Below are 25,407 nucleotides of genomic sequence, written 5' to 3'. Positions count from 1 at the left end.
CTAGTCGCGCGAGTCCGCGCGTCAGCGCCGTGCGAAGGCGGGTATGTGCTCGGGGAGCGGCCCGATGGCCACCCCGTAAGCGATGACCCTGCGCAGCATCGGAACCCGGCTGAGCACCCGGACGGCGGCGGGCGGGCGCGCGGGGCCGGTTCCGGAGACGGCGACGGCGATCACCCGGTTGTGCACCATCCGCTGCACGCCCTGGACGATGACCGTCGGCAGCCACCGGCGGATCTGCACGCGACGGAGCGCCTTGGTGGGCACCGAGCCGGTGCGCAGCGGGTCGGCGAGCAGGCGGGCGGCCGCCACCGCGTCAGCGACCGCCAGGTTGATTCCGACCCCGCCCACCGGGGACATCGCGTGGGCGGCGTCACCGATGATCAGTGCGCCGGCGGTGTACCAGCGCCCCAGCCGATCCAGCTGCACGTCGAGCAATTTCACATCGTCGAACGAGGTGACCGTTGCGATGCGGTCGGCGACCCACGGCACCACCGCGGTCATCCGGCGGTGCAGCGACTCGATACCCTGCGCCCGCAACGACGCATCGGATCCCTTGGGGATGACGAAGGCGCACTGGTAGTAGTCACCGCGGTCGATCATCGCCACCATATGGCCGCTGCCCATCGCCCCGGCCAGCCCGGCCTGATCGTCATCATGCCGCGGGACACGGAACCACCACACATCCATCGGTGCGCCAAAGCGCTTGGGTGTCAATCCGATTGCGTCGCGCAGCGTCGAGCCGCGGCCGTCACAGGCCACCGTCAGGGGTGCGCGCAGTTCGCGGATCGCTCCGGCAGCGTCCCGGTAGCGCACGCCGGCCACTGCGGTACCGGCCCACAGCGGGCCGAGCACCTCACAACTGCGTAGCAGGGTGAAGGTCGGCTCCTGCGCGGCGGCAGCGGCCAGCAATTCCAGGAAATCCCATTGCGGCACCAGGGCGATATGCCGGTGTGTTCCCGGTAGGTGGCGCAGATCGACCTGGACCGGGACGCCCTGCACCTTGAGCTCGAGGGACTCGATCAGCCGGTGCGGCACCGCCGCGAACCGCGCACCGAGACCGAGTTCGTCGAGCATGCGCAGAGTGCTGGCGTGCACCGTGTCGCCGCGGAAGTCACGCAGGAAGTCCTGGTGTTTCTCCAGCACCGTGACCCGCACGCCGGCCCTGGCCAGCAGCAGGCCGAGCATCATCCCCGCGGGCCCGCCGCCGACGATCGCGCATCCGGTGGTGGGGGCATCCTGCGGGGCCTTCGGCACCGTTTCATCCTGGCACTACTGTGGGACAGATGGGCGATTTCCTGAGTTGGTGGGACGGTGTCGAACTGTGGCTGTCGGGCCTCGGGTTCGTCGCGCAGACCGCCATCGTGATGCCGGTGGTCTTGCTCCTGGCACTGGGGACCGCCGTCGTGCTCGACGGCGCCCTCGGCAACGGCATCAAGGTGCTGCGCAAGGCACGCCACGAGGAGCAGGAGCCGTCGTGAATCAGATGCCCCGCTCGCGAGTGACCCTGGCGCTGGTCGCCCTGGTGATCCTGGTCATCGTCATGTGGTTCATAGCTCGATAGCTGGTCGTTAGCTGCTCGGTGGCTGCTCGGGGGGCGACACCGCGCGATTCTGATACTCTTCCGGCCATGCGTGCAGCGACCGGCAACAAGAGCGGCCATGTCTTGGCCCTCATTGCCGTGGGGTTTTCCGCTGTCGCCGATGTGTGTTGTTGTCGCTGAAACCACACCCGTCTGCGGTTCGGCGTTGGTAGCGGCATGAGGTCCCCGTCGCGCACCCTTCCATCACCTTTCCGTGTAGACGGCAGCCCTGCCCCAATCCCGCCCTGGAAAGGTCCTCGATGCGCAACCCCGGAAGAACCGCCAAACGTCTGAGTGCCCTCACCGCGCTCGCCCTGTCCACCACCCTGCTCACCGCCTGCGGCGGTGGTGCCAGCGATGTCGCCGGCGGCGGCAACAGCCCCGATGCCGACACCACCCTGACCCTGGTGGCCTACGCGGTGCCCGAGCCGGGCTGGTCCAAGGTCGCCCCGGTCTTCGCCGGGACCGAGGAAGGTAAAGGTGTCGGGGTCACGGCGTCCTACGGCGCATCCGGTGACCAGTCCCGTGGTGTCGAGTCCGGCAAGCCCGCCGATGTCGTGAACTTCTCCGTCGAGCCCGATATCACCCGGCTGGTGAAGGCCGGCCTGGTCGACGAGGACTGGAACGCGGGCGCCCAGAAGGGTGTGCCCTTCGGATCGCTGGTCACCTTCGCCGTCCGTCCGGGCAACCCGAAGAACATCCGCGACTGGGACGATCTGCTCAAGCCCGGTGTCGAGGTCATCACGCCGAGCCCGTTGAGCTCGGGATCGGCCAAATGGAACCTGCTGGCCCCGTACGCGGCCAAGAGCGACGGCGGCAAGGATCATGCCGCCGGTATCGCCTACGTCCAGGAACTGGTGACCCAGCACGTCAAGCTGCGCCCCGGCTCCGGACGCGAGGCCACGGATGTGTTCCGCCAGGGCACCGGTGACGTCCTGCTGGCCTATGAGAACGAGGCGCTGCACTATGACCTCGAACATGTGAACCCGCTGCAGACCTTCAAGATCGAGAACCCGGTCGCGGTCGTCAACACCAGCAAGCACCTGGACAAGGCCACCGATTTCGTCAACTTCCAGTACACCCCGGAGGCGCAGAAGGTCTGGGCCGAGGCAGGCTTCCGGCCGGTCGACCCGGCCGTCGCCGCGGACTTCGCCGACAAGTTCCCGGCACCGGAGAAACTGTGGACCGTGGCCGATCTCGGTGGTTGGTCGAAGATCGACCCGCAGCTGTTCGACAAGGACAACGGTGAGATCACCAAGATCTACAAGCAGGCCACCGGTTAGGCGACGCCGGCGAGAGACGAAGCGGATCGCATATGTCGGTTCAGTCGAATCCTGAGGCGAGTCGCCCGGAGCTTTCTCCGGGCGGCCCCTCTGCCGCGCGGAAACTGTCGCCGCGGCCCAGCGGAGCGACCCTGCAGGTCGGGGTGGCGGTGTTGTGGTTGTCGCTGATCGTGCTGTTGCCGCTGGCGGCGATCGTGGTGACATCGGCAGAGGGCGGCTGGACGGCGTTCTGGTCGGCGGTGTCCTCACCGTCGGCGCTGGCCTCGTTCCGGGTGACGCTGACCATCTCGATCGGGGTCACCCTGCTCAATGTGGTCTTCGGCCTGCTGATCGCGTTCGTCCTGGTGCGCGACGACTTCCCATTGAAACGCGTCGTCGATGCGATCATCGACCTGCCCTTCGCGCTGCCGACGATCGTGGCAAGCCTGGTGCTGCTGTCCCTCTACGGACCGGGCAGCCCGGTGGGCATCCACATCCAACACACCTCCTGGGGTGTGGCGCTGGCCCTGGCGTTCGTGACGTTGCCGTTCGTGGTCCGCGCCGTGCAGCCGGTGCTGCTGGAACTCGACCAGGAGGTCGAGGAGGCCGCGGCCTCGCTGGGGGCCAACAACGTCACGATCTTCGTCAGGGTGATCCTGCCCGCGTTGGCCCCGGCGCTGCTCTCGGGTGCGGGACTGGCCTTCTCCCGCGCCATCGGCGAGTTCGGGTCCATCGTGTTGATCGGTGGGGCGATCCCCGGTGAGACAGAGGTGTCCTCACAGTGGATCCGCACGCTCATCGAGAACGACGACCGGGTGGGTGCGGCGGCGATTTCGATCGTGTTGCTGCTGATCTCGTTCGTGGTGCTGTTCGTCCTGCGTTACTTCGGTGCACGCGCGGCGAAACGGGAGGAGTCGGCGCGATGAAGCTGTCGCGGACCACCCAGCTGATCCTGCGGATCATCGCCGGGCTGTACATCGTCGCGCTGCTGGTGGTGCCGCTGGGCGCCATTCTGTGGCGCGCGCTGGCGCCCGGGATCGGCGAGTTCGTCGCATCGATATCGACGCCCGCCGCGCAGTCGGCGTTGTCGTTGTCGCTGCTGGTGGTCGCCATCGTGGTGCCGTTGAACGTGCTCTTCGGCGTGCCGACGGCCATCGTGTTGGCCCGGCGCAAGTTCCGGGGCAAGAACGCGCTGCAGGCGGCGATCGATCTACCGTTCGCGGTATCGCCTGTGGTGATCGGCGTCGCGCTGATCGTGTTGTGGGGCAGCGCCGGACTGTTCGGGTTCGTGGAGAACAGCTGGGGACTGAAGATCATCTTCGGGTTCCCCGGCATCGTGTTGGCCAGCCTGTTCGTCACCATCCCGTTCGTGATCCGGGAGGTCGAGCCGGTGTTGCACGAGGTGGGCACCGATCAGGAGGAGGCCGCGGCCACCCTGGGTGCCAACTGGTGGCAGACGTTCTGGCGCATCACCCTGCCGTCCATCCGGTGGGGTCTGACCTACGGGGTGGTGCTCACCGTGGCCCGCACCCTCGGAGAGTTCGGGGCGGTGCTGATGGTGTCGTCCAATCTGCCCGGTCAGTCGCAGACGCTGACGCTGCTGGTGCATGACCGCTACACCTTGGGCAACCCGTACGGCGCCTACACGATTTCCGTGGTGCTGATGGCCGTGGCGCTGATCGTGCTGGTGGCACAGATTTTGTTTGACGCCCAACGTTCGCGCGTCAAGACTGAGGACTGAAGGAGACCGATCGATGAGCGAAACCGCTATCACGGTGACGGGCGCGAACAAGCATTACGGCGACTTCGCGGCCCTGGACAATATCGACTTCGTGGTGCCCAAGGGCTCGTTGACCGCGTTGCTGGGGCCCAGTGGCTCCGGCAAGTCGACGTTGTTGCGGGCCATCGCCGGTCTCGATCAGCCCGACACCGGGTCGATCACCATCAACGGTCGCGATGTCACCGGGGTGCCGCCGCAGAAGCGCGGTATCGGCTTCGTGTTCCAGCACTATGCCGCCTTCAAGCACCTCACCGTGCGCGATAACGTGGCGTTCGGGTTGTCCATCCGAAAGAAGCCCAAGAACGAGATCAAGGAGAAGGTCGACAACCTGCTGGAGGTCGTCGGTCTGGCCGGTTTCCAGAACCGGTACCCGGCGCAGCTGTCGGGTGGGCAGCGTCAGCGCATGGCGCTGGCTCGGGCACTGGCCGTCGATCCCGAGGTGTTGCTGCTCGACGAGCCCTTCGGTGCGCTGGATGCCAAGGTCCGCGAGGACCTGCGGTCCTGGCTGCGCCGCCTGCACGACGACGTGCACGTGACCACGGTGTTGGTCACCCACGATCAGGCCGAGGCGCTGGATGTCGCCGACCGCATCGCCGTGCTGAACAAGGGACGCATCGAACAGGTGGGTTCGCCCACCGAGGTGTACGACGCGCCGGCCAACCCCTTCGTGATGTCCTTCCTGGGCACCGTCTCGCTGCTCAACGGAATCCTGGTGCGCCCGCACGATATTCGCGTGGGCCGCAACCCGGATATGGCGATCGCGGCCGGTGACGGTACCGCCGAGTCGACCGGGGTGACCAAGGCGACCATCGACCGGATCGTGACGCTGGGCTTCGAGGTGCGGGTCGAGCTGACCAGCGCCGTCAACGGCACACCCTTCACGGCGCAGATCACCCGCGGTGACGCCGAGGCGCTGGGGCTGCGCGCCGGTGACACCGTCTACGTGCGCGCCACCCGGGTGCCGGAGATCGCCGGCGAGCTACAACGCGCTGAGGTCCGCGCCGACGCGTTGGCCTAGACCGGGGCCACCCGGTCGGCCCAGGGCATCGCCCGCTCCAATTGGGCGGCCAGCGTCAGCAGCAACGACTCGCCGGCCAGCGGCGCGACGAACTGCACACCGAGTGGCAGCCCGTCGGCGGTCCAGTGCAGCGGCAGCGTGATCGCGGGCCGGCCGGTGATGTTGGCCAGCTGCGTGTACGGCACCCAACCGAGGTTGTTGTCGACCATGTCGTCCACGATCTTGGTGTAGCGCAGCAGTTTTGCGGTACGGGTCTTGAGCAGCAGGTCGGCGCCGCGCTGGAGCGCGACGGGCAGATCGAATTCGCCGATGCGCGGCGGCGGGGTCGCCAGCGTCGGCGTCAGCAGCAGGTCGTAGCTCTCGAAGAAGGTACTCAGCCTGCGGGTGTGCTCGTGGCGGCGCTGCACGGCGTCGACGTAGGCGACGCTGCTGGTGGCCCTGCCGAGTGCGGCCATGATGAGCGTGTCGCGCTCGAAGGCGTCATCGCCGGCACCGGAGACGCGTTTGGCCTCGTCGACCTCCCAGGCCAGGTAGACGAACCAGGTCAGCAGGAAATCGCGGGCCAGGGCGGCATCGTCGAACGGCGCCTGCGGCAGCTCCTCGACATGGTGACCGAGTTCGGTGAGCGTCGCCACGGTTTTCTCCACCGCGGCGTACGCCTCCCGGTGCGGATGAGGGGTGATGGCGGCGGGGACGCGCACGCCGATACGCAGGCTGCCGGGGTCGCGTCCGACGGCCGATGCGTACGGAGCTGCGGACGGGGCCGGCGAGTAGGGACCGAACGGTTCGCCGCCGGCGATGACGTCGAGCATGGCCGCGGTATCGCGCACGCTGCGGGACACCACACCCTGCACGGCCGACCCGTGCATCGATTCGCCGCTCGTCGGGCCCATCGGGGTGAGGCCGCGGCCGGGTTTGAGGCCGACGAGGCCGCAACAGGCGGCCGGGATGCGGATCGATCCGCCACCATCATTGGCACCGGCACACGGCACGATGCCTGCCGCGACGGCGGCCGCCGAACCACCCGACGAGCCGCCCGGGGTCCGGTCGAGGTCCCACGGGTTGCGGGCCGGACCCCACAGTTGCGGTTCGGAGATGCCCTTGGCGCCGAACTCGGGCAGGTTGGTCTTGCCGAAGATGACCAGCCCGGCGTCGAGCCAGCGCGACACGATGGTGGAGTGCTCGGCGACCGGTACATGCTGCAGCGAGCGGGAACCGTTGGAGCTGGGCAACCCAGCGTAATCCTGGGCGAGGTCCTTGATCAGGAAGGGCACGCCGGCGAACGGACCGCTCAGCTCGTCGGTGGGCCGAGCGGGCACGTCCCGCACGATCGCATTGATTCGCGGGTTCACCGCCGCCGCCCGCTCGGTGGCCAGCTCCAGTAGTTCGGCCGCGGTGACCTGCTTGGCTGCCACCAGCTCGGCCAGCCCGGTGGCGTCGAGGCGGCGGTACTCGTCGAATCTCATGTGTTCACCCTATGTCCGCCGAATTCAGCTCCGGTGTCGTTCGCGCTGTTGTCTGCGTCTGCGTAATTCGAGGCGGGCGAGCCCGAAGGCGATGAGGACCGGGACGACGAACTTCATCACGTCGATGAGGCCGCCGATCCAGTCCGGGAAAGACCAGTCCGGGAGCTGCACATCGGGCCAGGGGATGGCCGGGAGGTGCTGCCAGGGAACGTTGTTGACGAACCAGGAGACGACGGGACCGACCGCCAACGCCACGGCGAGCGTCGCGATCGCCAGTGCCGTGCGGTAGCCCGTGTAGGCGCGGGGGTGGGCCGCGATGAACGCGTCGCGACGGTCGGCGCGTGAGCCGGCCTCGGCGCGGAAATCCCGGCCGCCCAGGCCTACCGCGGCCGAGGGGTCGTTCCTCGGGTGCCAGGACACCCGGCGGGCTGGACCGAACGAGCCGAACCGCAGGCGGACCGATCCCGCGATACCGGTATCGGTCGCGGGGGTGAGGGTGATCCGGCCTGCGGCGCTGCGGCGCTGCGCGATGGTCGTGCCGTCGACGGACCAGGTCGCCCGTCGCCCGAGGCCTGCGGGTTCGACCTCGACGACGTGTCGGTGTCCGTCGGCATCCAGATACCAGCGTTCCGCTGTCGGCATGGCCTCAGATTATCGGAGTGGTTACTCTATTAATAGTCTTGAGGAGGTGTCCGATGGCCCGCACGGTCGACCCCGTCAAACACGCGGCCCGCCGCGCACACATCATGGATGCCGCGATGACCTGTTTCGCCGCCGCCGGTGTGGCCGCCACGACCACCGCCGCGATCTGTGCGCAGGCGGGCGTCGGGTCCGGGACGTTCTTTCACTATTTCCCGACGAAAACCGATGTGCTGCTGGCGATTCTGGCGACGGGTACCGAGCAGACCCGGGCATGGTTCGCGGACCGCGATGCTCGCGATGATGCCCGCGCGGTGGTGCTGGACTGGGTTCGGCACACCGCGGACACCGCCGCGGACGCGCGAGTTCCCGGCTTCATCCGCGCGGTCGGCGCGGTGATGGCCGAACCAGCCGTTGCCGAGGCGCTGGCGGCCGACGACCAGGCCCAGCACGCGGGCCTGCACGGCTGGGTGCGCCGGGCGCAGCAACGGGGCTGCATGCGTCGCGATCTTCCGGCGCCGGAACTGACCACCTGGGTCATGGTGCTGTTGGACGGCTTCCTGAGCAGGCTCGCCACCGACCCGGCGTTCCTCGCCGATGTCGAACGCGACAGGCTCGTCGACGCGGTGACCCGGCTGATCGATTAGGTGCGGCTGTGCGGCTAGGTGTACCGGGTCATGACGTTGGTGTCAGTCGGCTGGTCGGTGGGAGGCCGCCGAGTGCGCTGTGACGGCGTTCAGTGTTGTAGTAGTTCAGCCAGGGTGCAAGGGCTGCGGCGCGGTGAGCGTTTGAGGTGAAGACCCGCTTGTAGGCCCATTCGGTCTGCAGGGTTCGGTTGAGGCGTTCTACCTTGCCGTTCTGCCATGGGCAATGCGGCTTGATGAACACCTGGCGGGCCCCTAGTTGTGCGCATACTTCACGGATTGAGTAGCGGTAGGCCCAGGCGTTATCGGTCATGATCTCCTCGATGACGGTGATGCCGTTCGACCGGAAGTGCTCGGCGGCACGTTGCAGGAATCCCGCGCAGGTGGGGCCCTTCTCGTCAGGCAGAATTTCGGAGTACGCCAGCCGAGAGTGGTCATCGATCATCGAATGGATGTAATCAAAGCCATTGCCTGAACGTCGGTTTCGATCGGGTGCCTCCCTTCGACCGTGAGCTCGCCAACCCCCGCCGTCGGGGATACGGCCTAGCTTCTTGACGTCCATGTGCACCAGCTCGCCGGGCCGGTTCCGTTCATAGCGGACCGCGGTGGACTTCGAGGCGCGGATGACCTGACCGGTCATCGGGTCGCAGTCACGCAGGTAGGGAACCTGGCGCCGGTTGAGCACCCGCGACACCGTGCGCGGGCAGACGCCCAGCTTGGTGGCGATCTCCTCCGGGCCGCAGCGGTGGCGCCGGCGCCAGGCCACGATCTGGTTCTCCACGCGGCGCGTGGTTCGCGTCGGCATGGTGTGCGGTCGCGAGGATCGGTCCAGCAAGCCGGTTTCACCCTCGACCTCGAAACGGCTGATCCAAGTATGGACGCACTTGCGCGACACCCCCATCGCTGCGGCGATATGGGCTTTGGGCCAGCCAGCCTGATGCCTGTGCACCATCAACAGGCGGCCATGAAACGTCGTGCGGGCATTACGGTGGGACACGAGAACCTCCGGACGGGTTTGGACCTAGACAAGCCACACCTCACCCGGAGGTTCTCTTCACATCAACCCAACACGCCCGCTACCAACGTCCTGTCTCGGTACAGCTAGGCGGCGACGGGCAGTGCGATGGCCGCGTCGAACCGGTCCAGCACGGTCTCGGCGACCAGGCGATGCGCACCCAGCGGAGCGGACATCGAAATACCCTGTGAAGCAGCGAATTCCGCCACCCGATCGGTGATCTTCCCGGGCGCCAGGAACCACGGGGCGATGAGGATGCGCCGGGCGCCGCGCAGGCGCAACACGCGCACGGCATCGGGTAGCGAACGCTGCGATCCGGTGGCGAAGGCGGTGGTCACCCCGGCCCACTGGCTATTGAGTGCGACCGAGGCGGCCACGGTGGCGGTGCGCGCGTTCGCATCCTGTCGCGATGATCCGACCGCGGTCACGATCACGCCGACATCGCTGTCGTGCACGGACACGCCGGCCTCGGCGATCCGCCTGCCCAACACGGCCAACAGCTGGTCGTCCTCACCGAGGGTGTCGGCCTGCCGCGCTGCGGCACCGCTCTCGGCGATCATGGCGGGGATGTCCACCCGAGCGTGATAGGCGCTGGCCAACAGCAGGGGAGTCACCACGGCCCGATCGCCGACCTCGCGCAGCACATCGGCCAAGCCTGGGGCATTCTGCTCGCAGAAGGCGGGCACGACCTCCAGCCCGGGCCGAAGCAGGCGGATCGTCTCGGCCACGGCGCGGGTGTTGGTCGCCGAGCGTGGATCGGCGCTGCCGTGCGCGGTCAGCACGAGAACCGGTGCGGGCACCGACGCGGTCATGACGCGTGCAGACCGCACTCGGTCTTGGACTGGCCCGCCCACCGTCCGCTGCGTGGATCGGCACCCTCAACGGGCTTGCTCGTGCACGGCGCGCAGCCGATCGAGGGGTAGCCCTCGTACACCAGGGGATTGACCAGGATGCCGTTGGCGTCGATATGGGACTGCATGTCCTCGTCGGTCCAGGCGGCGATGGGATTGATCTTCACCAGCCCGAACGCGGCATCCCAGCTGATCAGCGGGGCATTGGCCCGGGTGGGCGCCTCGACCCGCCGGATTCCGGTCACCCATGCCGAGTAATTGCTCAACGCCTTGCCCAGCGGTTCGACCTTGCGCATCCGGCAGCACGCACCCGCGTCACGGGCGAAAAGATCCTTGCCGAACAACTCGTCCTGACGGGCCACCGAGTTCTCCGGAGCCACATTCACCACGCGCACGTCGTACACTGCCTCCACGGCATCGCGGGTGCCGATGGTCTCCACGAAGTGATAGCCGGTGTCCAGGAACAGCACGTCCACGCCGGGCCTGACCTTCGCGGCCATCTCCACCAGCACCGCGTCCTGCATGTTCGACGCGACGATGTAACCGTTGCCGAAGTTCTCATCGGTCCAGCGCAGCAACTCCTCGGCACCGGCGCCGGCCAGCTCGGCCGCGCCGCGCTCCGCCAGCTCCTTCAGTTCGGTTTCCGAACGTGTCACCGCTGTCATGTCACATCACCTCAAGTCTGCTTCGTCGGCGCGCACCGCCCACTGAGCGAAACGCTCATCGGGCTCGCGTTGTTTCACGAAGTTGCGAACGACCCGCTCGATGTAGTCCCCGAGCTCGGTGGCCAGCACCTTGTGCTGGCGCAGCTTGCGGCCGAAAGTGCTGTCCAGGCCCAGGCTGCCGCCCAGGTGCACCTGGAATCCCTCCTCGGGGCCGTTGCCCTCGTCGATCATCTGGCCCTTGAAGCCGATATCGGCGATCTGGATGCGGGCGCACGAGTTCGGGCACCCGTTGATGTTGATGGTCACCGGCACGTCGAGCTGGGCATTGAGGTCTTCAAGACGCTTCTCCAGCTCGGGCACCAGGGTCTGGGACCGGCTGCGGGTCTCGGCGAAGCTGAGCTTGCAGAATTCGATGCCGGTGCAGGCCATCAGGTTGCGTCGCCAATGCGACGGGCTCGACGGCAGGCCCAGGGCGTCCAGGCCATCCCTGAGCGCGGCCAGCTTCTTGTCGGCGACGTTGAGGATGATCAGCTTCTGATACGGCGTGAAGCGGACCCGGTCCGAACCCGCGGCCTCGGCCAGGTCGGCGACCTTGGTCAGGATGGTGCCGGTGACGCGCCCGGCGATGGGCGACACCCCGACGGCGTTCAGGCCGTTCTTGAGCTTGGTCACACCGACATGGTCGATGGGCCGGGTCACCGGCGTTGGCGCCGGTCCGTCGATCAGCGGGCGCTTGAGGTACTCGGTCTCCAGCACTTCCCTGAATCTTTCGACGCCCCAGTCCTTGATCAGGAACTTCAGCCGGGCCTTGGCGCGCAGCCTGCGGTATCCGTAATCCCGGAAGGTCGAGACGACGGCTTCCCAGACATCGGGCACCTCGTCCAGGGGGACCCACACACCGACACGCTTGGCGAGCATCGGGTTGGTGGACAGGCCGCCGCCGACCCACAGGTCGAAGCCGGGACCGTGCTCGGGATGCACGACCCCGATGAACGCGACGTCGTTGATCTCGTGCACGACATCCTGCAGACCCGAGATCGCGGTCTTGAACTTGCGCGGGAGGTTGGAGTACTCGGGCTTGCCGATATAGCGCTTGACGATCTCGTTGACCGCGGGCGTGCCGTCGATGACCTCGTCGGGGTGCTGGCCGGCCAGCGGCGAACCCAGCACGACGCGCGGGCAGTCACCGCACGCCTCGGTGGTCTGCAGCCCCACCTCGTCGAGGCGGCGCCAGATCTCGGGCATATCGCGCACGTCGATCCAGTGGTACTGGACGTTCTGCCGGTCGGAGAGGTCGGCGGTGTCGCGCGCGAACTCGGTGCTGATGCCGCCGAGGGTGCGCAGCGCGGCCAGGCTCAGGTCACCGGCATCGCTGCGGACGCGCAACATGAAGTACTCGTCTTCGAGCATGTCGGTGTTCTCGTCGCCGGTCCAGGTGCCGTCGAAACCGGGCTTGCGCTGGGTGTAGAGGCCCCACCAGCGGAAACGACCGCGCAGGTCGCCCTTGTCGATCGACTCGAACCCGTTCGGGGCATAGATGCTCTCGATGCGCTGACGCACGTTGAGCGGGTTGTCGTCCTTCTTTGCCTGCTCGTTGGCGTTCAGCGGCTCGCGGTAGCCGAGCGCCCACTGGCCCTCGCCGCGGGGCCGCTTCACGGGCTTGGGTGTGTTGGAGACCGTTTCGGTCATGTTGTCGAGGCTCCTTGTCGGGGAGCGGCTCACCGATCGCGCGAAATCGCCGGGGGCTGGCCGGCGGCGCAGATCCGGCGGCCGGCTCATGGGTGGGGCAGGCTGATTCCGATATCGACGCGGGTCAGGGCAGACAACAACAGCTACAGATGCGCTTCAGGTCGACATGCCGCCGGACCACCAGCGCAATGCGGGTGGTGCTGTCAACGGCGGCGGTCACGTGCGACATTGTGCCACGACGGCCGCAGACGCCCTAACCGGGCCAGATTTGGACTCGGGGTGAGCAAAACGGGTTCTGGGACAATTCCTGGTATGAGCAGCCCCGAGCCGGACACCGCCGGACCCTTCGGCATCTATGTCCACGTGCCGTTCTGCGCCACGCGCTGCGGGTACTGCGATTTCAACACCTACACCCCGGCCGAACTCGGGGATGCCACGCCGGACGGCTGGCTGGCCGCCGTGCAGGTCGAACTGGAACTCGCCGCCAGACACGTCGGAACGCGGCCGGTCGACACCGTCTTCGTCGGTGGGGGCACGCCGACGCTGCTCGGCGGGGACGGGCTCGCGGCCGTGCTTGCCGCCGTCATGACGAACTTCACCCTCGCGCCGGGGGCCGAGGTGACCACCGAGGCGAATCCGGAGTCCAGCTCACCGGCGCTGTTCGCCAGACTGCGCGAGGCCGGTTACACCAGGGTGTCGCTGGGCATGCAATCCGCGGCGACGCACGTGCTCAAGGTGCTCGACCGGGTGCACTCGGCCGGGCGTGCGCCGGCGGCCGCCCGCGAGGCGCGCGCCGAGGGTTTCGAGCACGTCAACCTCGACCTGATCTACGGCACGCCGGGGGAGAGCGACGATGATCTGAAGCTGTCGGTGGAGACGGCGTTGGACGCCGGGATCGACCACCTGTCGGCGTACGCGCTGATCGTCGAGGACGGCACCGCGCTGGCGCGGCGGGTGCGCCGCGGCGAGTTGCCCGCCCCGGACGACGATGTGCTGGCCGACCGCTACGAACTGCTCGACGCCGCGTTGTCGGCGGCGGGGCTGCACTGGTACGAGGTGTCCAACTGGAGCACCCCCGGCGGGGAGTGCCGACACAATCTCGGCTATTGGGACGGCGGGCACTGGTGGGGGGCAGGCCCCGGCGCGCACGGATTCCTCGGATCAACCCGATGGTGGAACGTCAAGCACCCCAAGACATATGCGCAGGCGCTGGCCGACGGCCGGTTGCCGGTCGCCGATTCCGAGGAACTCGATGACACCGCACGACACATCGAGGACGTGATGCTGAGGCTGCGCTTGCGCAGCGGGGTGCCGCGATCGGTGCTCGCCGAGGCGGAATCGCTGCGGGCCGGGGTCGCCGTGGCCGACGGGCTGCTGGAGGACACCGGTGACCGGTTGGTCCTCACCGACCGCGGCAGATTGCTGGCCGACGCGGTGATCCGCGATGTGCTCGCCGACTGATCAGGGGCAGGCGCCGATCTGTTCGTCGATTTCGTCGCGGATCTCCTGATCGGTCGAATCCTCCTGCCCGGAAAGCAGTTCCACGATCCGTGCGGTGACGGCCGCGGCGGTGGGATGCTCCCACAACAGGGTGGGCGGCAGCGTGAGGCCGGTCGCACGCTCCAACTGTTTGCGCAACGCCACGGTCATGATCGAGTCGACCCCGATCTCGGCCAGCGGCAAGCGTGGATCCACGGCATCGTCGGAGAGGCCGAGTTCGGCGGCCACTGTGGCGGTGACCAGTTCGGCAACCCACACCGGGGTGGGGACACCGTCACGGCCGGGCCGGACCGCCACCGCACCGGTGTCCTCGGCGTCGACCGGGGCGATATCGGCCAGCATCGGCACCGAGGCGGCATCGGCGTCGACCGGGAGGACCACCACATGCGGCTGGTCGGCGCGCATCGCGAGATCCAGTGCGCGCATGGCATCGTCAGGGCCGACGACACCCATGCCGAGCGCCCGCAGTTGCGCGGAAACGAAGTCCGACGCCGAGCCCATGCCCAGTCCACGCCACGCGGTCCAGGCCACCGCGGTGGTGCGGTCACCCAGGCTGCGACGGTGCTGGGCGAAGGCATCCAGAAAGGCGTTGGCGCAGGCGTACGCCCCTTGGCCAGGGAAACCGGCCAGGTACCCGCAGGACGAGAACAGCACCAACCAATCCAGCTCACCCGGTGCGAACACCTCGTGCAGGGTCAACGTGCCGTCGACCTTGGGCCGCATGGCGGCGGCGAAATCCTCGGTCGTGGTGGTTGCCAGCAGGGCACCGGCCTCGACACCGGCAGCATGGACGACCCCGCGCACCGGTGGCAGATCACGCAGCACAGCGCGTAACTCGTCGGCGGCGCCGGGCGCGGCGATGTCGACCGCGGCCACCCGCACCGACACCCCGCGCTCCTCCAACGCCACGATGGTGCGGGCCGGTTCGGTGTCGGTATCCCATGCCGCGCGATCGGCGATCCCGCGCCGCGACAGCAGCACGATGCGCCGGGCGCCCAGGTCGGCCAACCGGGTCGCCACCCGGGCGCCCAGCGCGCCGGTACCACCGGTCACCAGATAGCTGCCCGCCGGTGAACAGCTCAGCGGCAGGCCACGATTGGGCTCGGCGCGGGTCAGCCGCGCCGTCAGCGCGATATCGTCGCGGACGACCACCACGCCATTGCCTGCCAGTTCGGCCAGGGCACCGAGCGGCAGGCTGTCGTCGGCCACGTCGATGACCCCACCCCACAGGCCGGGGTGTTCGGCCGCGGCGATCCGGGAGAACCCCCACAGCGGCGCACCGCCGATATCGCTGCCCTCGTATACGCCTCGGGTCAGTGCCCACAGCCGCGCCGCGGCGCCGCGCTCCAACAGCGTGGTCAGCGTGCGGTGTACGGCGGTGACGGCGTCCAGGGGTGCGTCGCCGGCCCGTGGCAACACCAGCACCACCGCACCGGGGGTCAGCGTCGCCGGAATCTCCTCGGGTGTCGCGCAGAGCCGGTGCACCACGTCGGCGGCTGCCAGATCGCGCATACACCAGGCCAGCGTCGGCGCATCGCCGCCGACCAGGATCACCTGCGGCGGGCGGTCGCCGGTCTGCCATGGCGTGGGATGCCAGGCCAGCTGCTGCATCATCCGGGTGACATCGTTGCCGCCCGGGTTCTCCAGTTCGTCGAAGTACATGCCGGTGATGGCGCCGAGCACCGTGCCGGTCTCATCGGCGATGCTGACATCGGCCGTGGTGCCGCCGACACGCCGGATGTGCAGCACGGCGGTACCGATGGGGCCGGCGCGCAACGCAACCCGATCGATACGGGCGGGCATCCGCAGGCGCAGTGGGGCGTCGAAGATGACCGAGGCCGCCGAGGTGGCGGCATCCAGGATGCCGGCCCAGGTGGCCGGCGTGCGGCCATCGGGCTCGGCGCGCACGACGGCCAGGAACTCGCCGTTCCGTTCGTCACCGCCGCGGCGCAATTCGGTGACCTCCCAACCGAAACCCATCGCGGCGACACCGAGACCGGCAAGCGTGTCCACCACATGACCGGCGGGCAGCGGCTCGGTACACCGGGCGCGCACCGCGGCCAGATCGAGATCACCGGGTAGCGGTGCCGCATCGGCGATGCCCGCGGTGCAGTGGGTCAACCATCCCTCGGCGGTCTCCTCACCGTCGGTCCGGATGCTCGATGCCAGCGTCAGCGTCCCGTCCTGGCGGACCACCTGGATGTTTCGGGCCCGCCCGGGCGCCACCGGTGTGCGTAACCGGACGTCGACGATATCGCCGCTCGCGGCGGTGCCTGATTCGCCGCTCGCGGCGGTGCCTGATTCGCCGCTCGCGGCGGTGGCCAGCAGCGTGTTCAGCAGCACCGCGGCCGGGACGATCTCGGTGCCCCGCACGGGATGATCACCGGGGTAGGGCCGGGTGGACATGTCCAGCTGGGTCTGCCACACGGTGGCGGGCACACCCGCGGACACCTCGAGGCGTCCGCCCAGCAGGGTGTTGGTGTCACGATCGTGCACCCCGCCGCCATTGGGCGGGTTCGCCGGGGTGCGCCAGAAACGCCGGTGCTGCCATTGGTTTCCGGGTAGGCCGGGTGCCCAGCGCGAATGGCCGGGCGCCAGCGCCACGGGTGCGCCATGACAGTGCAGTGCGGCGATCGCCGTGGTCACCGACCGCACCTCGGGCATGTTGCGCCGGTGCAGCGGAAGAACCCCGTACTCGTCGATGCCGTTGTGGGTCAGCGTGTCCACGATCGAGTGCGAGACCACCGGATGCGCGGCGACCTCCAGGAACAGTCGGTGCCCGTCCTCGGCGGCGGCGGTGACGGCCTCGGCGAAGCGGACCCGTCCGCGCAGATTGGCCACCCAGTAGTCCGATCCGCGCCGGGCCGTCGACCTGGGGTCGGCCAACGCCGTCGTGTACAACGGCACCACCGGGTCCCGCGGATCCAACTGTGCTGTGAGCCTGCCCAATTCGGTGGTGAGCCCGTCCATGGCCGGGCTGTGGAACGCCACATCGGTGTTCACCGTCCGCATCACGATGCCCAGCGCGGACCACTGTTCGACCACCCTGTGCACCGCATCGGCGGTGCCGGAGATGACGGTGGATTCGGGGGCCGCACTGATGGCGGCGACCACGCCGGGATGGTCGTGCAACCGGAACTCGGCGTCGGCGAAGGACACCGCGGCCAATGCCATCGCACCGTGACCCTGCACGGTGCGGAACCCGCGGGCCCGGTAGCAGGCGACCTTGGCGCCGCTGACCAGATCGAACACCCCGGAGATGACGCAGGCCGCCACCTCGCCGACGGAATGCCCGATGACGGCGGCCGGCGCCGCGCCGCGTGACCGCAGCACCGCGGCAAGACCGACCTGCATGGCGAAGGTCAGCGCCTGGACCTGGTCGGTGCCGCCGTGCTCGCCGGAGGCCAGGGCCTCGCGCGCGGAGAATCCGAGTTCGGCGGCGAACACCGGTTCGATCTGATCGATGATCGCGGCGAAAGCCGGCTCCTCGCGCAGCAACTCAGCACCCATGCCGGCCCAGTGCGAGCCGTGGCCGGAGCACACCCACACCGCTCCGCGCTCGGCACCCGGTACCACCGATCCCGTTGCCACCGAGCTGTGCCTGCCGCCGGCGGCCAAGGCGTCCAGTCCCAGCACCGCCTCCCTGTGGTCCTCGGCGATGATCGCCGCGCGCACCGGCTCGGGGGAGCGGCGATTCCACAGCGTGCCCGCGATATCGGTCACCGCGTCGTGACCGGAACGCAGATGGTCGGCCAGTGCTCCGGCATTGACCGACAGGCGTTTCGCCGACCGCCCCGAGACCGGGATGACGTGCAGTGCAGGAGCTTCCCATTCCGGTCCAGGGTCGCTCGGCGGTGCCTCCTCCAGGAGTACGTGGGCGATGGTGCCGCCGTAGCCGTAACTGCAGACCGCGGCCCGGCGCGGGGTCTCGGTGTGTGGCCACGGCTCGGTGTCGGTGTTGACCCGCAGGCCGTTGGTGTTCCAGTCGACCGCGGTGGTCGGGGTGCGCACACCGGCGGTAGGGGGAATCACCCTGTGCTGCAATGCCAGTGCCGCCTTGACCAGACCCACCACACCCGCGCCACCCTCGAGGTGTCCGGTGTTGGGTTTGACCGATCCCACCAGACACGGTGCGTCGGCGGGGCGGCCGTGGCCGTACACCCGCGATAACGCGGTCAGCTCCACCGGGTCGCCGGTCGGCGTGCCGGTGCCGTGGGCCTCCACATAGTCGATGGTTGCCGGGTCGATGCCCGCGGTGCGGCAGGTGCGGCGGAACATGTCCTCCTGGGCAACGCCATTGGGAGACATGATGCCGACGGTCTTGCCGTCCTGGGCGACGGCGCCGCCGCGTATCACCGCGATGACGCGGTCGTTGTCCCGGCGCGCGTCGGCGAGCCGCTTGAGCACCACGACCGCAGCGCCCTCACCGCGGCCGTACCCGTCGGCGGAGTCGTCGAACGATTTGCACCGGCCGTCGGGGGCGGTCGCCCCGGCCACGTCGAGCACCCTGGTCAGGCCGGGGCCGATAAGTGCGCTGACACCGCCCGCGAGCGCCAACGAGGTCTCACCCGTACGCAGGAGCTGACAGCCCTGGTGCACCGCCACCAGGGACGCCGCGCAGGCCGCGTCGAGCGCGACGCTGGGGCCCCGCAGATCGAGCAGATGCGACACCCGGTTGGCGATCCCGCACAGGGCGGTGCCGATGCCGGTCCAGGCCTCGATGCCCGGCAGATCCTCCATGACGAGCTTGCCGTAGTCATCGGAGTTGACGCCCATCAGCACCGCGGTATCGCTTCCGGCGAGCGCACGCGGCGGGACACCGGCATCCTCCAGGGCCTCCCAGCTGACCTCGAGGGCCAACCGCTGCTGCGGGTCCATCAACTCGGCCTCGCGCGGCGACACACCGAAGAACTCGGCGTCGAAACCGGCGAGGTCGGACAGGAAGCTGCCCTTGTGCGTGGTGGACTTCAGGATGGCGGCATTACGCGGATCGCGGCGCAGGTACGGTTCCCAGCGTTCGGCCGGGACCTCGCCGACCGCGCCGGCCCCGTCGAGCAGGAACCGCCAGAACTGGCCCGGTGTGTTGACATCCCCGGCCAGTCGGCACCCGATCCCGATGATGGCGACCGGCTCCGGTGCGGGTTGCTGGTCAAGCGTCACGGCTGTAGATCCTTCACCTGGTGTGCGTTTGGACCGATCGTGGCACGCATCGCGGCCCCGCGGCGGGCTACCCCGTGTGCCGCTCGGCACATCACCCTTCGGAACCCCAAGTGCGCCAGCATATTGCCGGTCACGAAGCGCTCAATTGCGCGATGATCTGCTTCTTGTCGACCTTGCCGACCGCAGTCTTGGGCAGCGTCGGCAACGCGGCAAGCATGTCCGGTTTGGTGTGGGCAGACACCCCGCGGGAATCCAGAAAGCTGTTCAGTTCGGCCAGAGTGATGGGCGCGCCGGAGAAAACCACAGCGGCGCAGATCTTTTCACCGAGGTACTCGTCGGGCATCGCCACCGCGGCCGCGGCGTAAATCCCGGGATGGGCGAACAGATGCTCCTCCAGATCGGATGCGGAGACCGTCTCACCGCCACGGTGGATGACATCCTTGATGCGGCCGGTCACCTCGACGTAACCGGCCTTCGGTCCATCGGTGAAGATGCGGACCCTGTCCCCGGAGCGGTAGAACCCGTCGGGGCTGAACGAGCGGGCGTTGGCCTCCTCGGCACGGTAGTAGCCATTGATGGTGTACGGACCGCGCACCAGCAACTCACCCTCCGCACCGGGCGCGACATCGACACCGAACTCGTCCACGACGCGCATCTCGTCATGCGGTGACATGGGCCGGCCCTGGGTGTGCAGCAGCACCTCGACCGGATCACCGGGCCGGGTGAAGTTCAGCATGCCCTCGGCCATACCGAAGATCTGGCTCAGTCCGGGTGTCAGGTTGTCCAGGATGAACTTCGCCTCCTCGGCCGTCATCCGCGAACCCCCGACCTGGACGACCCGTAGCGATGTGGGCAGCACCGGTTCCCAGTCGCAGGCCTGCGCCCACACCTTTGCCAGCGCGTTGACCAGACCGGTGACGGTGACCCGGTGCTCGTCGATCAGGGCGAAGGCGTTCTCCGGGCTGGGATCGGTGGTGAAGACGGTGGGCGCGCCCACCGTCATCGCGCCGAGAAGGCCGGGGCAGGCCAGCGGGAAGTTGTGCCCGGCGGGCAGCGCGACCAGATAGGTGTCCGCGCTGGTCATGCCGTAGGCCTGCGCCGAGGCGATGGCGGTGTAGACGTAATCGTCGTGGGTCCGCGCGATGAGCTTCGGTAGCCCGGTGGTGCCGCCGGAGACCAGCAGCAGGGCGGGCCCGGCCGGGTCGACCTCCACCCGGGGCGCGGTGGCCGGCGCCGGGCGGGGTTCGGTCAGGGTGTCGAAGGCCAGGTACGGGCCGGGGTCCCCGTCGACGATCACGTGCGCGAGCGCGGGATGGTCGGCCTGTAGTGCAGCGGCCATCTCGCGGAAGTCGAAACCGCCTGCGGTATCGGGGATTATCAGTCCGACCGCACCGCTGACCTCGGCGAAATGCCCCAGTTCGGCGGCGCGGTGGCCGGACAGGCACATCACGGGTACGACACCGGCGCGCAGCAGGCCGAACAGCGCGACCGCGAACCGGGTGGTGTTGAGCAGCTGCAGCAGCACCCGGTCCCCGGGTTGCAGTCCCAGCTCGAGCAGCCGGGCGGCCACCACATCGGCGAGGGTGTCCAGCTCGGCGAAGGTGTGACTGCGCTGCGCATCGACGACCGCTCGGGCGGCCGGCCATCGGGTGGCGGCGTTGGCCAGGATGGAATCCAGGCGCGACCCGGTCCAGTAGCCGGCGTCCCGATAAACGGCGGCGCGATCGGCCGGAAACGCCACGAAACCATCGGTCAGATCGTCGCGTTCCTGGGGAAAAACCGTGCTCATGCTGGATAAACCCTGCCTCTGGGTAGGTGCGATGCCGATACGAATATAGGGTAGCCTCACTGCAGTTAGGGAAGCCTGTACTAAATCTTCGGAGGCACGGCGTGGCGGTCGCTGGGACCACAGCAGAAACGGTTCGGGTCGAGGTCGCCGAACTGCTCGGACTCGCTGCCGAATCGCTGGACCCGGACGCCGATCTCATCGCCGCCGGGCTCGACTCCATCCGGATGATGTCGCTCTCCGGGCGCTGGCGTAAACAGGGTATCGATGTGGGGTTCGCCGCGCTGGCGGCCAATCCCACGGTGGCCGCCTGGCAGGACCTGGTCGCCGAGCATGCGCCTGCGGCACCTGTGGCCCTGCCCGCCGAGGGAGATGGTGGCGACGAACCCGACGCGCCCTTTTCGCTGGCACCGATCGCCCACGCGATGTGGGTGGGTCGCCACGGTGAACAGGAACTCGGCGGGGTGGCAGCACACCTGTACGTCGAATTCGACGGTACCGGTGTGGACCCCGAGCGGCTGCAGCGCGCGGCGACGAAACTCGTTGCCCGCCATCCCATGTTGCGTCAAGAAATCCTGCCCGACGGCACCCAGCGGATCGGTGATCGTGGTCTTCCGGTCACCGTCTACGACCTGCGTGAGGTGGCCGATGCGGACGAACGCCTGGAGCGCATCCGCGACGACAAGTCCCATCAGCTGCTCGACGACGAGGTGCTGCAGATCGCGTTGTCGCTACTGCCCGGGGGAAAGACCCGGCTGCACGTGGACATGGACATGCAGGCCGCCGATGCGGTGAGCTACCGCAACTTCATGGCCGACCTGGCCGCGTTCTACCGCGGTGCCGACCTGCCCGAACTCGGGTACACCTACCGCGAGTACCGCAACCGGTTGGTGGCATCCACCCCGCGGCCCTCGGAGGCCGACCGGCAGTGGTGGGCAGAACGTATCCCGGATCTTCCGGAACCGCCTGCGCTGCCGTTGGTTCCGCGCGATCAGCAGGAAAACCCGTTGCGCAGCATCAGGTTGTGGCACATCTTCGACGTGCCGACCAGGGACGCGCTGTACGCCAACGCACACAAACGCGGCATCACCCCGGCGATGGCCGTCGCCGCGGCCTATTCGAACGCCCTGGCCCGCTGGTCCACGGACTCACGCTTCCTGCTGAACCTGCCGATGTTCGGCCGTGAGCCCTACCACCCGGATGTCGACAAGCTGGTCGGCTGTTTCACCTCGTCGCTGATGCTCGACATCGACCTCGGGGCGGCGTCGACCCCGGCGGCCCGCGCCCGCGCCGTGCAGGAGGTGCTGCACACCACCGCCGCGCACTCGTCGGTGTCGGGGCTCGACGTACTGCGCGATATGAGCCGCCATCGCGGCACCCAGACACTGGCGACCATCGTCTACACCAGCGCGCTCGGACTCGGCGACCTGTTCGCCGGTGACGTCACCGAGCAGTTCGGCGAGCCCGTCTGGACCATCTCGCAGGGTCCGCAGGTGCTCATCGACGCGCAGGCCACCCCGCTGGCCGATGGACTGATGATCAACTGGGATGTCCGCGTCGAGGCATTCCCGCCCGGTGTGCCGGAGGCGATGTTCGCCTACGAGGTGGCCGAGTTGGCGCGACTGGCCGCCGCTGACGCGGCCTGGGACGAGCCCGACCCACCCGCGCTGAGCGAACGGTCGCGGGCGGTGCGCGCGGCGGTCAACTCCCGCACCGCGGCCCCCGGCGGCGACAACCTGGTCGACGGATTCTTCCGCAACGCCGCGGCGACACCGGAGGCCACGGCGCTGATCGCCTCGGGCGCAACGCTGACCTACGGCCAACTCCGGGATCAGGTTGTTGCGGTGGCCGGATCGCTGCAGGGCCGCGGTGTCGGTCGTGGCGATATCGTCGCGGTGCTGGGACCCAAGGGGGCCGAACAGATCCCGGCCCTGCTGGGCATCCTGGCCGCCGGTGCGGCCTACCTGCCGATCGGGGTCGACCAGCCGGCCGACCGCGCCACCCGCATCCTGGATACCGCCGGAGTCGCCTGCGCGCTGGTCTGCGGCACCGACGTGCCCACGGTGCTGGCGAAGACCGGTCTGCCGCATCTTTCGGTCGCGCAGGCCTGCACCGCCACGGCGACATACGAGACCGTCGAGGGCTCGCTCGATGATCTGGCCTACGTGTTGTTCACGTCCGGGTCGACCGGCGAACCCAAGGGTGTCGAGCTGACCCACGATGCGGTGATGAACACGCTGGAGTTTCTGTACCGGCACTTCGACATCGGTGCCGATGCCCGCGCGCTCGCGCTGTCACACCTGGAATCGGACATGTCGGTCCCCGATGTCTTCGGCACCCTGCGCGTCGGCGGCGCCATCGTGATGGTCGACGAGGAGCACCGCCGCGATCCGGACACCTGGGCACGGTTGATCGCCGAACACAAGGTGTCGGTGGTGAACTTCTTGCCCGGGTGGCTGCAGATGCTCACCGAGGTTCCCGGTGACCTGTCCTCCCTGCGGGTGGTACTGGCAGGCGGTGACTGGGTGCGCCCGGACATGGTGCGCGCACTGCGCGCGCGGGCACCGCGGATGCGCTTCGCGGGCCTGGGCGGTGCCACCGAGACCGCCGTGCACGGCACCATCTTCGAGATCGGGCCCGATGCGGGAGACGACCTCGGGATTCCGGCGAACGCTGCCGCGGTGCCCTACGGTGTGCCGTTCGACAACAACGCATGCCGGGTGGTCAGCCCGTCCGGTGCCGACTGCCCCGACTGGGTACCCGGCGAACTGTGGTTCACCGGTCGCGGCATCGCGCGAGGCTACCGCGGCCGACCCGACCTGACCGCCGAGAAGTTCGTCGAACACGACGGCCGGACCTGGTATCGCACCGGTGATCTGGCCCGCTACCGGCCCGACGGCACGCTGGAGTTCATCGGCCGCACCGATCACCGGGTCAAGCTCAGCGGCTACCGCATCGAACTCGGTGAGGTCGAGGCCGCCCTGACCCGCGTTCCCGGTGTCGCCGCGGCGGTCGCTGCGGTGGTTGCTCCACCGGGCGGCACAGACCGACGCGCAGGCGATGTGCTCGGCGCTCTGGTGCGCCTTGACGATCCGGCGCTCGATCCCGAGGCCATCGCCTCGGCGCTGGCCGATCTGGTTCCCGCGCATATGATTCCGCAGTTGATCGTCACCTGCGACCGGATCCCGTACACGGTCGGGGGCAAGATCGACCGCAAGGCCGTCGCGCTGCGGCTGGCCGAGGCCGAATTACCTGCCGAGCGCGGATACCGGGCACCCACCGGTGCGTTGGAGACCGCGGTGGCCCGGATCATGGGCGAGCTGCTGGGCCGCGACACCATCGGCGTCGACGACGACTTCTTCGGTCTCGGTGGAGATTCGGTGATGGCGACCCAGGTGGTGGGGCAGGTGCGCGACTGGCTGGACACGCCCACGATCATGGTGCCGGACATCTTCGCCACCCGGACCGTCGCCGCGCTGGCGCGCCGGCTGACCGAACGCGAGCCCGACGGTGACCGCCTCGAACAGGTGGCCCAGCTGTACCTGGAGGTCGCCGAAATGGACGACGCCGCCGTGCAGTCCGAGTTGCACACCGCGGGAATCTCGTGACCACCCCCGACCTGACGTTCGCGCCCTGGATCAAGCGGTATCCGGCGGCCGCGCCCGGTGTTGGTGCCACGCTGGTGTTCCCGCATGCCGGCGGTGCCGCACTGGCCTACCGCTCCTTCGGTACCGCGCTGGCTGCGGCCGGATCGGATGCCTATGTGCTGCAGTACCCCCAACGCGGTGACCGGCTGACCCACCCCGCGCACGCGACGGTGGGGGAGTTGGCCGCAGACCTCTTCGGTGCGGGCGACTGGGCGGGCATCGGTCCGCTGCGGTTGTTCGGGCACTGCATGGGCGCGGTGGTGGCCTTCGAGTTCGCCCGGGTGGCCGAACAGCGCGGCCTCACCGTCGATGCGCTGTGGGCGTCGGCCAGTGAGGCGCCCTCGACGGTGGCAGGCGCACCCGACCTGCCGATGGCCCAGAGCGAGATCCTGGCCGAGATGGTCGATCTCGGCGGCACCGACCCGCAACTGCTCGCCGACGACGATTTCGTCGAACTGTTGTTGATGGCGGTGCGCGCCGACTATGCCGCGTTCAACCGGTATGAGTGCGCAGGCGATATCCGCATCGCCGCCGATATCCACACCCTCGGCGGTGCGCGTGACCACCGCATCGACGAAGGCATGTTGCGGCGTTGGCAGGCCCACACCGGCGGGGCGTTCACGGTCTCGATGTTCGACGGCGGCCATTTCTATCTCGACGAGCACACCGGCGAGGTGGCCGAGCTCGTGAATGCGCTGTGAGATGG

General features: G+C 68.6%; 20 protein-coding genes. 10 read left to right on the top strand and 10 right to left on the bottom strand.

Going from position 1 to position 25,407, the window contains the following annotated elements:
* Nucleotides 1-21: 21 nt before the first annotated feature.
* Nucleotides 22-1,254 (bottom strand): FAD-dependent oxidoreductase, encoded by a 1,233-nt coding sequence (locus FBY28_RS05035; RefSeq protein WP_141864797.1) that lies wholly within the window; start codon nt 1,252-1,254, stop codon nt 22-24.
* Between the two features lie 29 nt (nt 1,255-1,283).
* Here FBY28_RS05035 and FBY28_RS05030 point away from each other — a divergent pair, with 29 nt between their 5' ends.
* The 6 genes from FBY28_RS05030 to FBY28_RS05010 all read left to right on the top strand — a co-directional run bounded on the left by FBY28_RS05030 (nt 1,284) and on the right by FBY28_RS05010 (nt 5,639).
* Nucleotides 1,284-1,478, top strand: coding sequence for a hypothetical protein (locus FBY28_RS05030; protein ID WP_019510681.1), 195 nt, complete (start codon nt 1,284-1,286; stop codon nt 1,476-1,478).
* Nucleotides 1,479-1,627: 149 nt separating this feature from the next.
* Complete coding sequence (locus FBY28_RS26375) at nt 1,628-1,720, top strand: Ms4533A family Cys-rich leader peptide (protein ID WP_353618508.1); 93 nt, start codon at nt 1,628-1,630, stop codon at nt 1,718-1,720.
* Nucleotides 1,721-1,839: 119 nt separating this feature from the next.
* The gene (locus tag FBY28_RS05025) at nt 1,840-2,862 is read left to right on the top strand and encodes a sulfate ABC transporter substrate-binding protein (RefSeq protein ID WP_141864794.1); all 1,023 of its coding nucleotides are present in this window, start codon (nt 1,840-1,842) and stop codon (nt 2,860-2,862) included.
* A 32-nt stretch (nt 2,863-2,894) separates the two neighbouring features.
* Nucleotides 2,895-3,767, top strand: a complete 873-nt coding sequence (gene cysT, locus FBY28_RS05020) for a sulfate ABC transporter permease subunit CysT (protein WP_174241540.1) — start codon at nt 2,895-2,897, stop codon at nt 3,765-3,767.
* A complete protein-coding gene (gene cysW, locus FBY28_RS05015) occupies nt 3,764-4,582 on the top strand; it encodes a sulfate ABC transporter permease subunit CysW (RefSeq protein ID WP_141864792.1) in 819 nt (272 codons plus the stop codon). The genes cysT and cysW overlap by 4 nt, the downstream gene beginning before the upstream one ends.
* A gap of 13 nt (nt 4,583-4,595) precedes the next feature.
* Entirely contained in the window at nt 4,596-5,639 is a 1,044-nt protein-coding gene (locus tag FBY28_RS05010) for a sulfate/molybdate ABC transporter ATP-binding protein (protein ID WP_141864789.1), read from the top strand.
* Here the strand turns inward: FBY28_RS05010 and FBY28_RS05005 are convergent.
* Both FBY28_RS05005 and FBY28_RS05000 read right to left on the bottom strand, forming a co-directional pair.
* Nucleotides 5,636-7,105, bottom strand: coding sequence for an amidase (locus FBY28_RS05005; RefSeq protein ID WP_141864787.1), 1,470 nt, complete (start codon nt 7,103-7,105; stop codon nt 5,636-5,638). The two genes, FBY28_RS05010 and FBY28_RS05005, sit on opposite strands and share 4 nt — an antisense overlap.
* Nucleotides 7,106-7,129: 24 nt before the next feature.
* Nucleotides 7,130-7,747 carry a hypothetical protein gene (locus FBY28_RS05000; RefSeq protein ID WP_141864784.1) on the bottom strand — a complete coding sequence of 206 codons (618 nt, stop codon included), beginning with the start codon at nt 7,745-7,747 and terminating at the stop codon, nt 7,130-7,132.
* A 53-nt stretch (nt 7,748-7,800) separates the two neighbouring features.
* On the opposite strand from FBY28_RS05000, the gene FBY28_RS04995 reads away from it, so the two are divergent.
* Complete coding sequence (locus tag FBY28_RS04995; protein ID WP_216847507.1) at nt 7,801-8,391, top strand: TetR/AcrR family transcriptional regulator; 591 nt, start codon at nt 7,801-7,803, stop codon at nt 8,389-8,391.
* Nucleotides 8,392-8,419: 28 nt separating this feature from the next.
* On the opposite strand, the gene FBY28_RS04990 is transcribed toward FBY28_RS04995, so the two are convergent.
* The 5 genes from FBY28_RS04990 to FBY28_RS26370 form a co-directional block, all read right to left on the bottom strand.
* Nucleotides 8,420-9,385, bottom strand: coding sequence for an IS481 family transposase (locus FBY28_RS04990; protein ID WP_141864781.1), 966 nt, complete (start codon nt 9,383-9,385; stop codon nt 8,420-8,422).
* Between the two features lie 104 nt (nt 9,386-9,489).
* Entirely contained in the window at nt 9,490-10,215 is a 726-nt protein-coding gene (locus tag FBY28_RS04985) for a sirohydrochlorin chelatase (RefSeq protein ID WP_141864779.1), read from the bottom strand.
* Nucleotides 10,212-10,919, bottom strand: coding sequence for a phosphoadenylyl-sulfate reductase (locus FBY28_RS04980; RefSeq protein ID WP_141864776.1), 708 nt, complete (start codon nt 10,917-10,919; stop codon nt 10,212-10,214). The genes FBY28_RS04985 and FBY28_RS04980 overlap by 4 nt, the downstream gene beginning before the upstream one ends.
* 6 nt (nt 10,920-10,925) lie before the next feature.
* Nucleotides 10,926-12,608, bottom strand: a complete 1,683-nt coding sequence (locus FBY28_RS04975) for a nitrite/sulfite reductase (protein WP_141864774.1) — start codon at nt 12,606-12,608, stop codon at nt 10,926-10,928.
* 124 nt (nt 12,609-12,732) lie between these two features.
* The gene (locus FBY28_RS26370; RefSeq protein ID WP_353618507.1) at nt 12,733-12,837 is read right to left on the bottom strand and encodes an Ms4527A family Cys-rich leader peptide; all 105 of its coding nucleotides are present in this window, start codon (nt 12,835-12,837) and stop codon (nt 12,733-12,735) included.
* Nucleotides 12,838-12,920: 83 nt separating this feature from the next.
* On the opposite strand from FBY28_RS26370, the gene hemW reads away from it, so the two are divergent.
* Nucleotides 12,921-14,069 (top strand): radical SAM family heme chaperone HemW, encoded by a 1,149-nt coding sequence (gene hemW / locus FBY28_RS04970; RefSeq protein ID WP_141864771.1) that lies wholly within the window; start codon nt 12,921-12,923, stop codon nt 14,067-14,069.
* Here hemW and FBY28_RS04965 read toward each other — a convergent pair whose 3' ends face one another.
* Nucleotides 14,070-19,268 (bottom strand): type I polyketide synthase, encoded by a 5,199-nt coding sequence (locus FBY28_RS04965; protein WP_141864769.1) that lies wholly within the window; start codon nt 19,266-19,268, stop codon nt 14,070-14,072.
* Between the two features lie 130 nt (nt 19,269-19,398).
* Nucleotides 19,399-21,057 (bottom strand): (2,3-dihydroxybenzoyl)adenylate synthase, encoded by a 1,659-nt coding sequence (locus tag FBY28_RS04960; RefSeq protein ID WP_141864767.1) that lies wholly within the window; start codon nt 21,055-21,057, stop codon nt 19,399-19,401.
* A 101-nt stretch (nt 21,058-21,158) separates the two neighbouring features.
* Between FBY28_RS04960 and FBY28_RS04955 the strand changes: the two genes are divergently transcribed.
* Nucleotides 21,159-24,662 (top strand): non-ribosomal peptide synthetase, encoded by a 3,504-nt coding sequence (locus FBY28_RS04955; RefSeq protein WP_141864765.1) that lies wholly within the window; start codon nt 21,159-21,161, stop codon nt 24,660-24,662.
* Nucleotides 24,659-25,402: a thioesterase II family protein gene (locus FBY28_RS04950; protein ID WP_141864763.1), complete on the top strand. Its 744-nt coding sequence runs from the start codon at nt 24,659-24,661 to the stop codon at nt 25,400-25,402. Before FBY28_RS04955 ends, FBY28_RS04950 begins: the two co-directional genes overlap by 4 nt.
* Nucleotides 25,403-25,407: the final 5 nt, after the last annotated feature.

Origin of the sequence: Arthrobacter sp. SLBN-53 (assembly GCF_006715585.1) — a bacterium.
Lineage (GTDB): Bacteria > Actinomycetota > Actinomycetes > Mycobacteriales > Mycobacteriaceae > Mycobacterium > Mycobacterium neoaurum_A.
Note: the sequence above shows the minus strand (reverse complement) of the source record. Positions and strands in the feature narration are given on the sequence as shown.

Excerpts from the sequence above, each read along its gene's own strand:
- cysW (WP_141864792.1), top strand. The coding sequence starts at position 3,764 with ATGAAGCTGTCGCGGACCACCCAGCTGATCCTGCGGATCATCGCCGGG.
- FBY28_RS05025 (WP_141864794.1), top strand. The coding sequence starts at position 1,840 with ATGCGCAACCCCGGAAGAACCGCCAAACGTCTGAGTGCCCTCACCGCG.
- FBY28_RS04995 (WP_216847507.1), top strand. The coding sequence starts at position 7,801 with ATGGCCCGCACGGTCGACCCCGTCAAACACGCGGCCCGCCGCGCACAC.
- hemW (WP_141864771.1), top strand. The coding sequence starts at position 12,921 with ATGAGCAGCCCCGAGCCGGACACCGCCGGACCCTTCGGCATCTATGTC.
- FBY28_RS05000 (WP_141864784.1), bottom strand. The coding sequence starts at position 7,747 with ATGCCGACAGCGGAACGCTGGTATCTGGATGCCGACGGACACCGACAC.
- cysT (WP_174241540.1), top strand. The coding sequence starts at position 2,895 with ATGTCGGTTCAGTCGAATCCTGAGGCGAGTCGCCCGGAGCTTTCTCCG.
- FBY28_RS26370 (WP_353618507.1), bottom strand. The coding sequence starts at position 12,837 with ATGTCGCACGTGACCGCCGCCGTTGACAGCACCACCCGCATTGCGCTG.
- FBY28_RS05010 (WP_141864789.1), top strand. The coding sequence starts at position 4,596 with ATGAGCGAAACCGCTATCACGGTGACGGGCGCGAACAAGCATTACGGC.
- FBY28_RS04960 (WP_141864767.1), bottom strand. The coding sequence starts at position 21,057 with ATGAGCACGGTTTTTCCCCAGGAACGCGACGATCTGACCGATGGTTTC.
- FBY28_RS05030 (WP_019510681.1), top strand. The coding sequence starts at position 1,284 with ATGGGCGATTTCCTGAGTTGGTGGGACGGTGTCGAACTGTGGCTGTCG.
- FBY28_RS04985 (WP_141864779.1), bottom strand. The coding sequence starts at position 10,215 with ATGACCGCGTCGGTGCCCGCACCGGTTCTCGTGCTGACCGCGCACGGC.
- FBY28_RS05005 (WP_141864787.1), bottom strand. The coding sequence starts at position 7,105 with ATGAGATTCGACGAGTACCGCCGCCTCGACGCCACCGGGCTGGCCGAG.
- FBY28_RS04975 (WP_141864774.1), bottom strand. The coding sequence starts at position 12,608 with ATGACCGAAACGGTCTCCAACACACCCAAGCCCGTGAAGCGGCCCCGC.
- FBY28_RS04980 (WP_141864776.1), bottom strand. The coding sequence starts at position 10,919 with ATGACAGCGGTGACACGTTCGGAAACCGAACTGAAGGAGCTGGCGGAG.
- FBY28_RS26375 (WP_353618508.1), top strand. The coding sequence starts at position 1,628 with ATGCGTGCAGCGACCGGCAACAAGAGCGGCCATGTCTTGGCCCTCATT.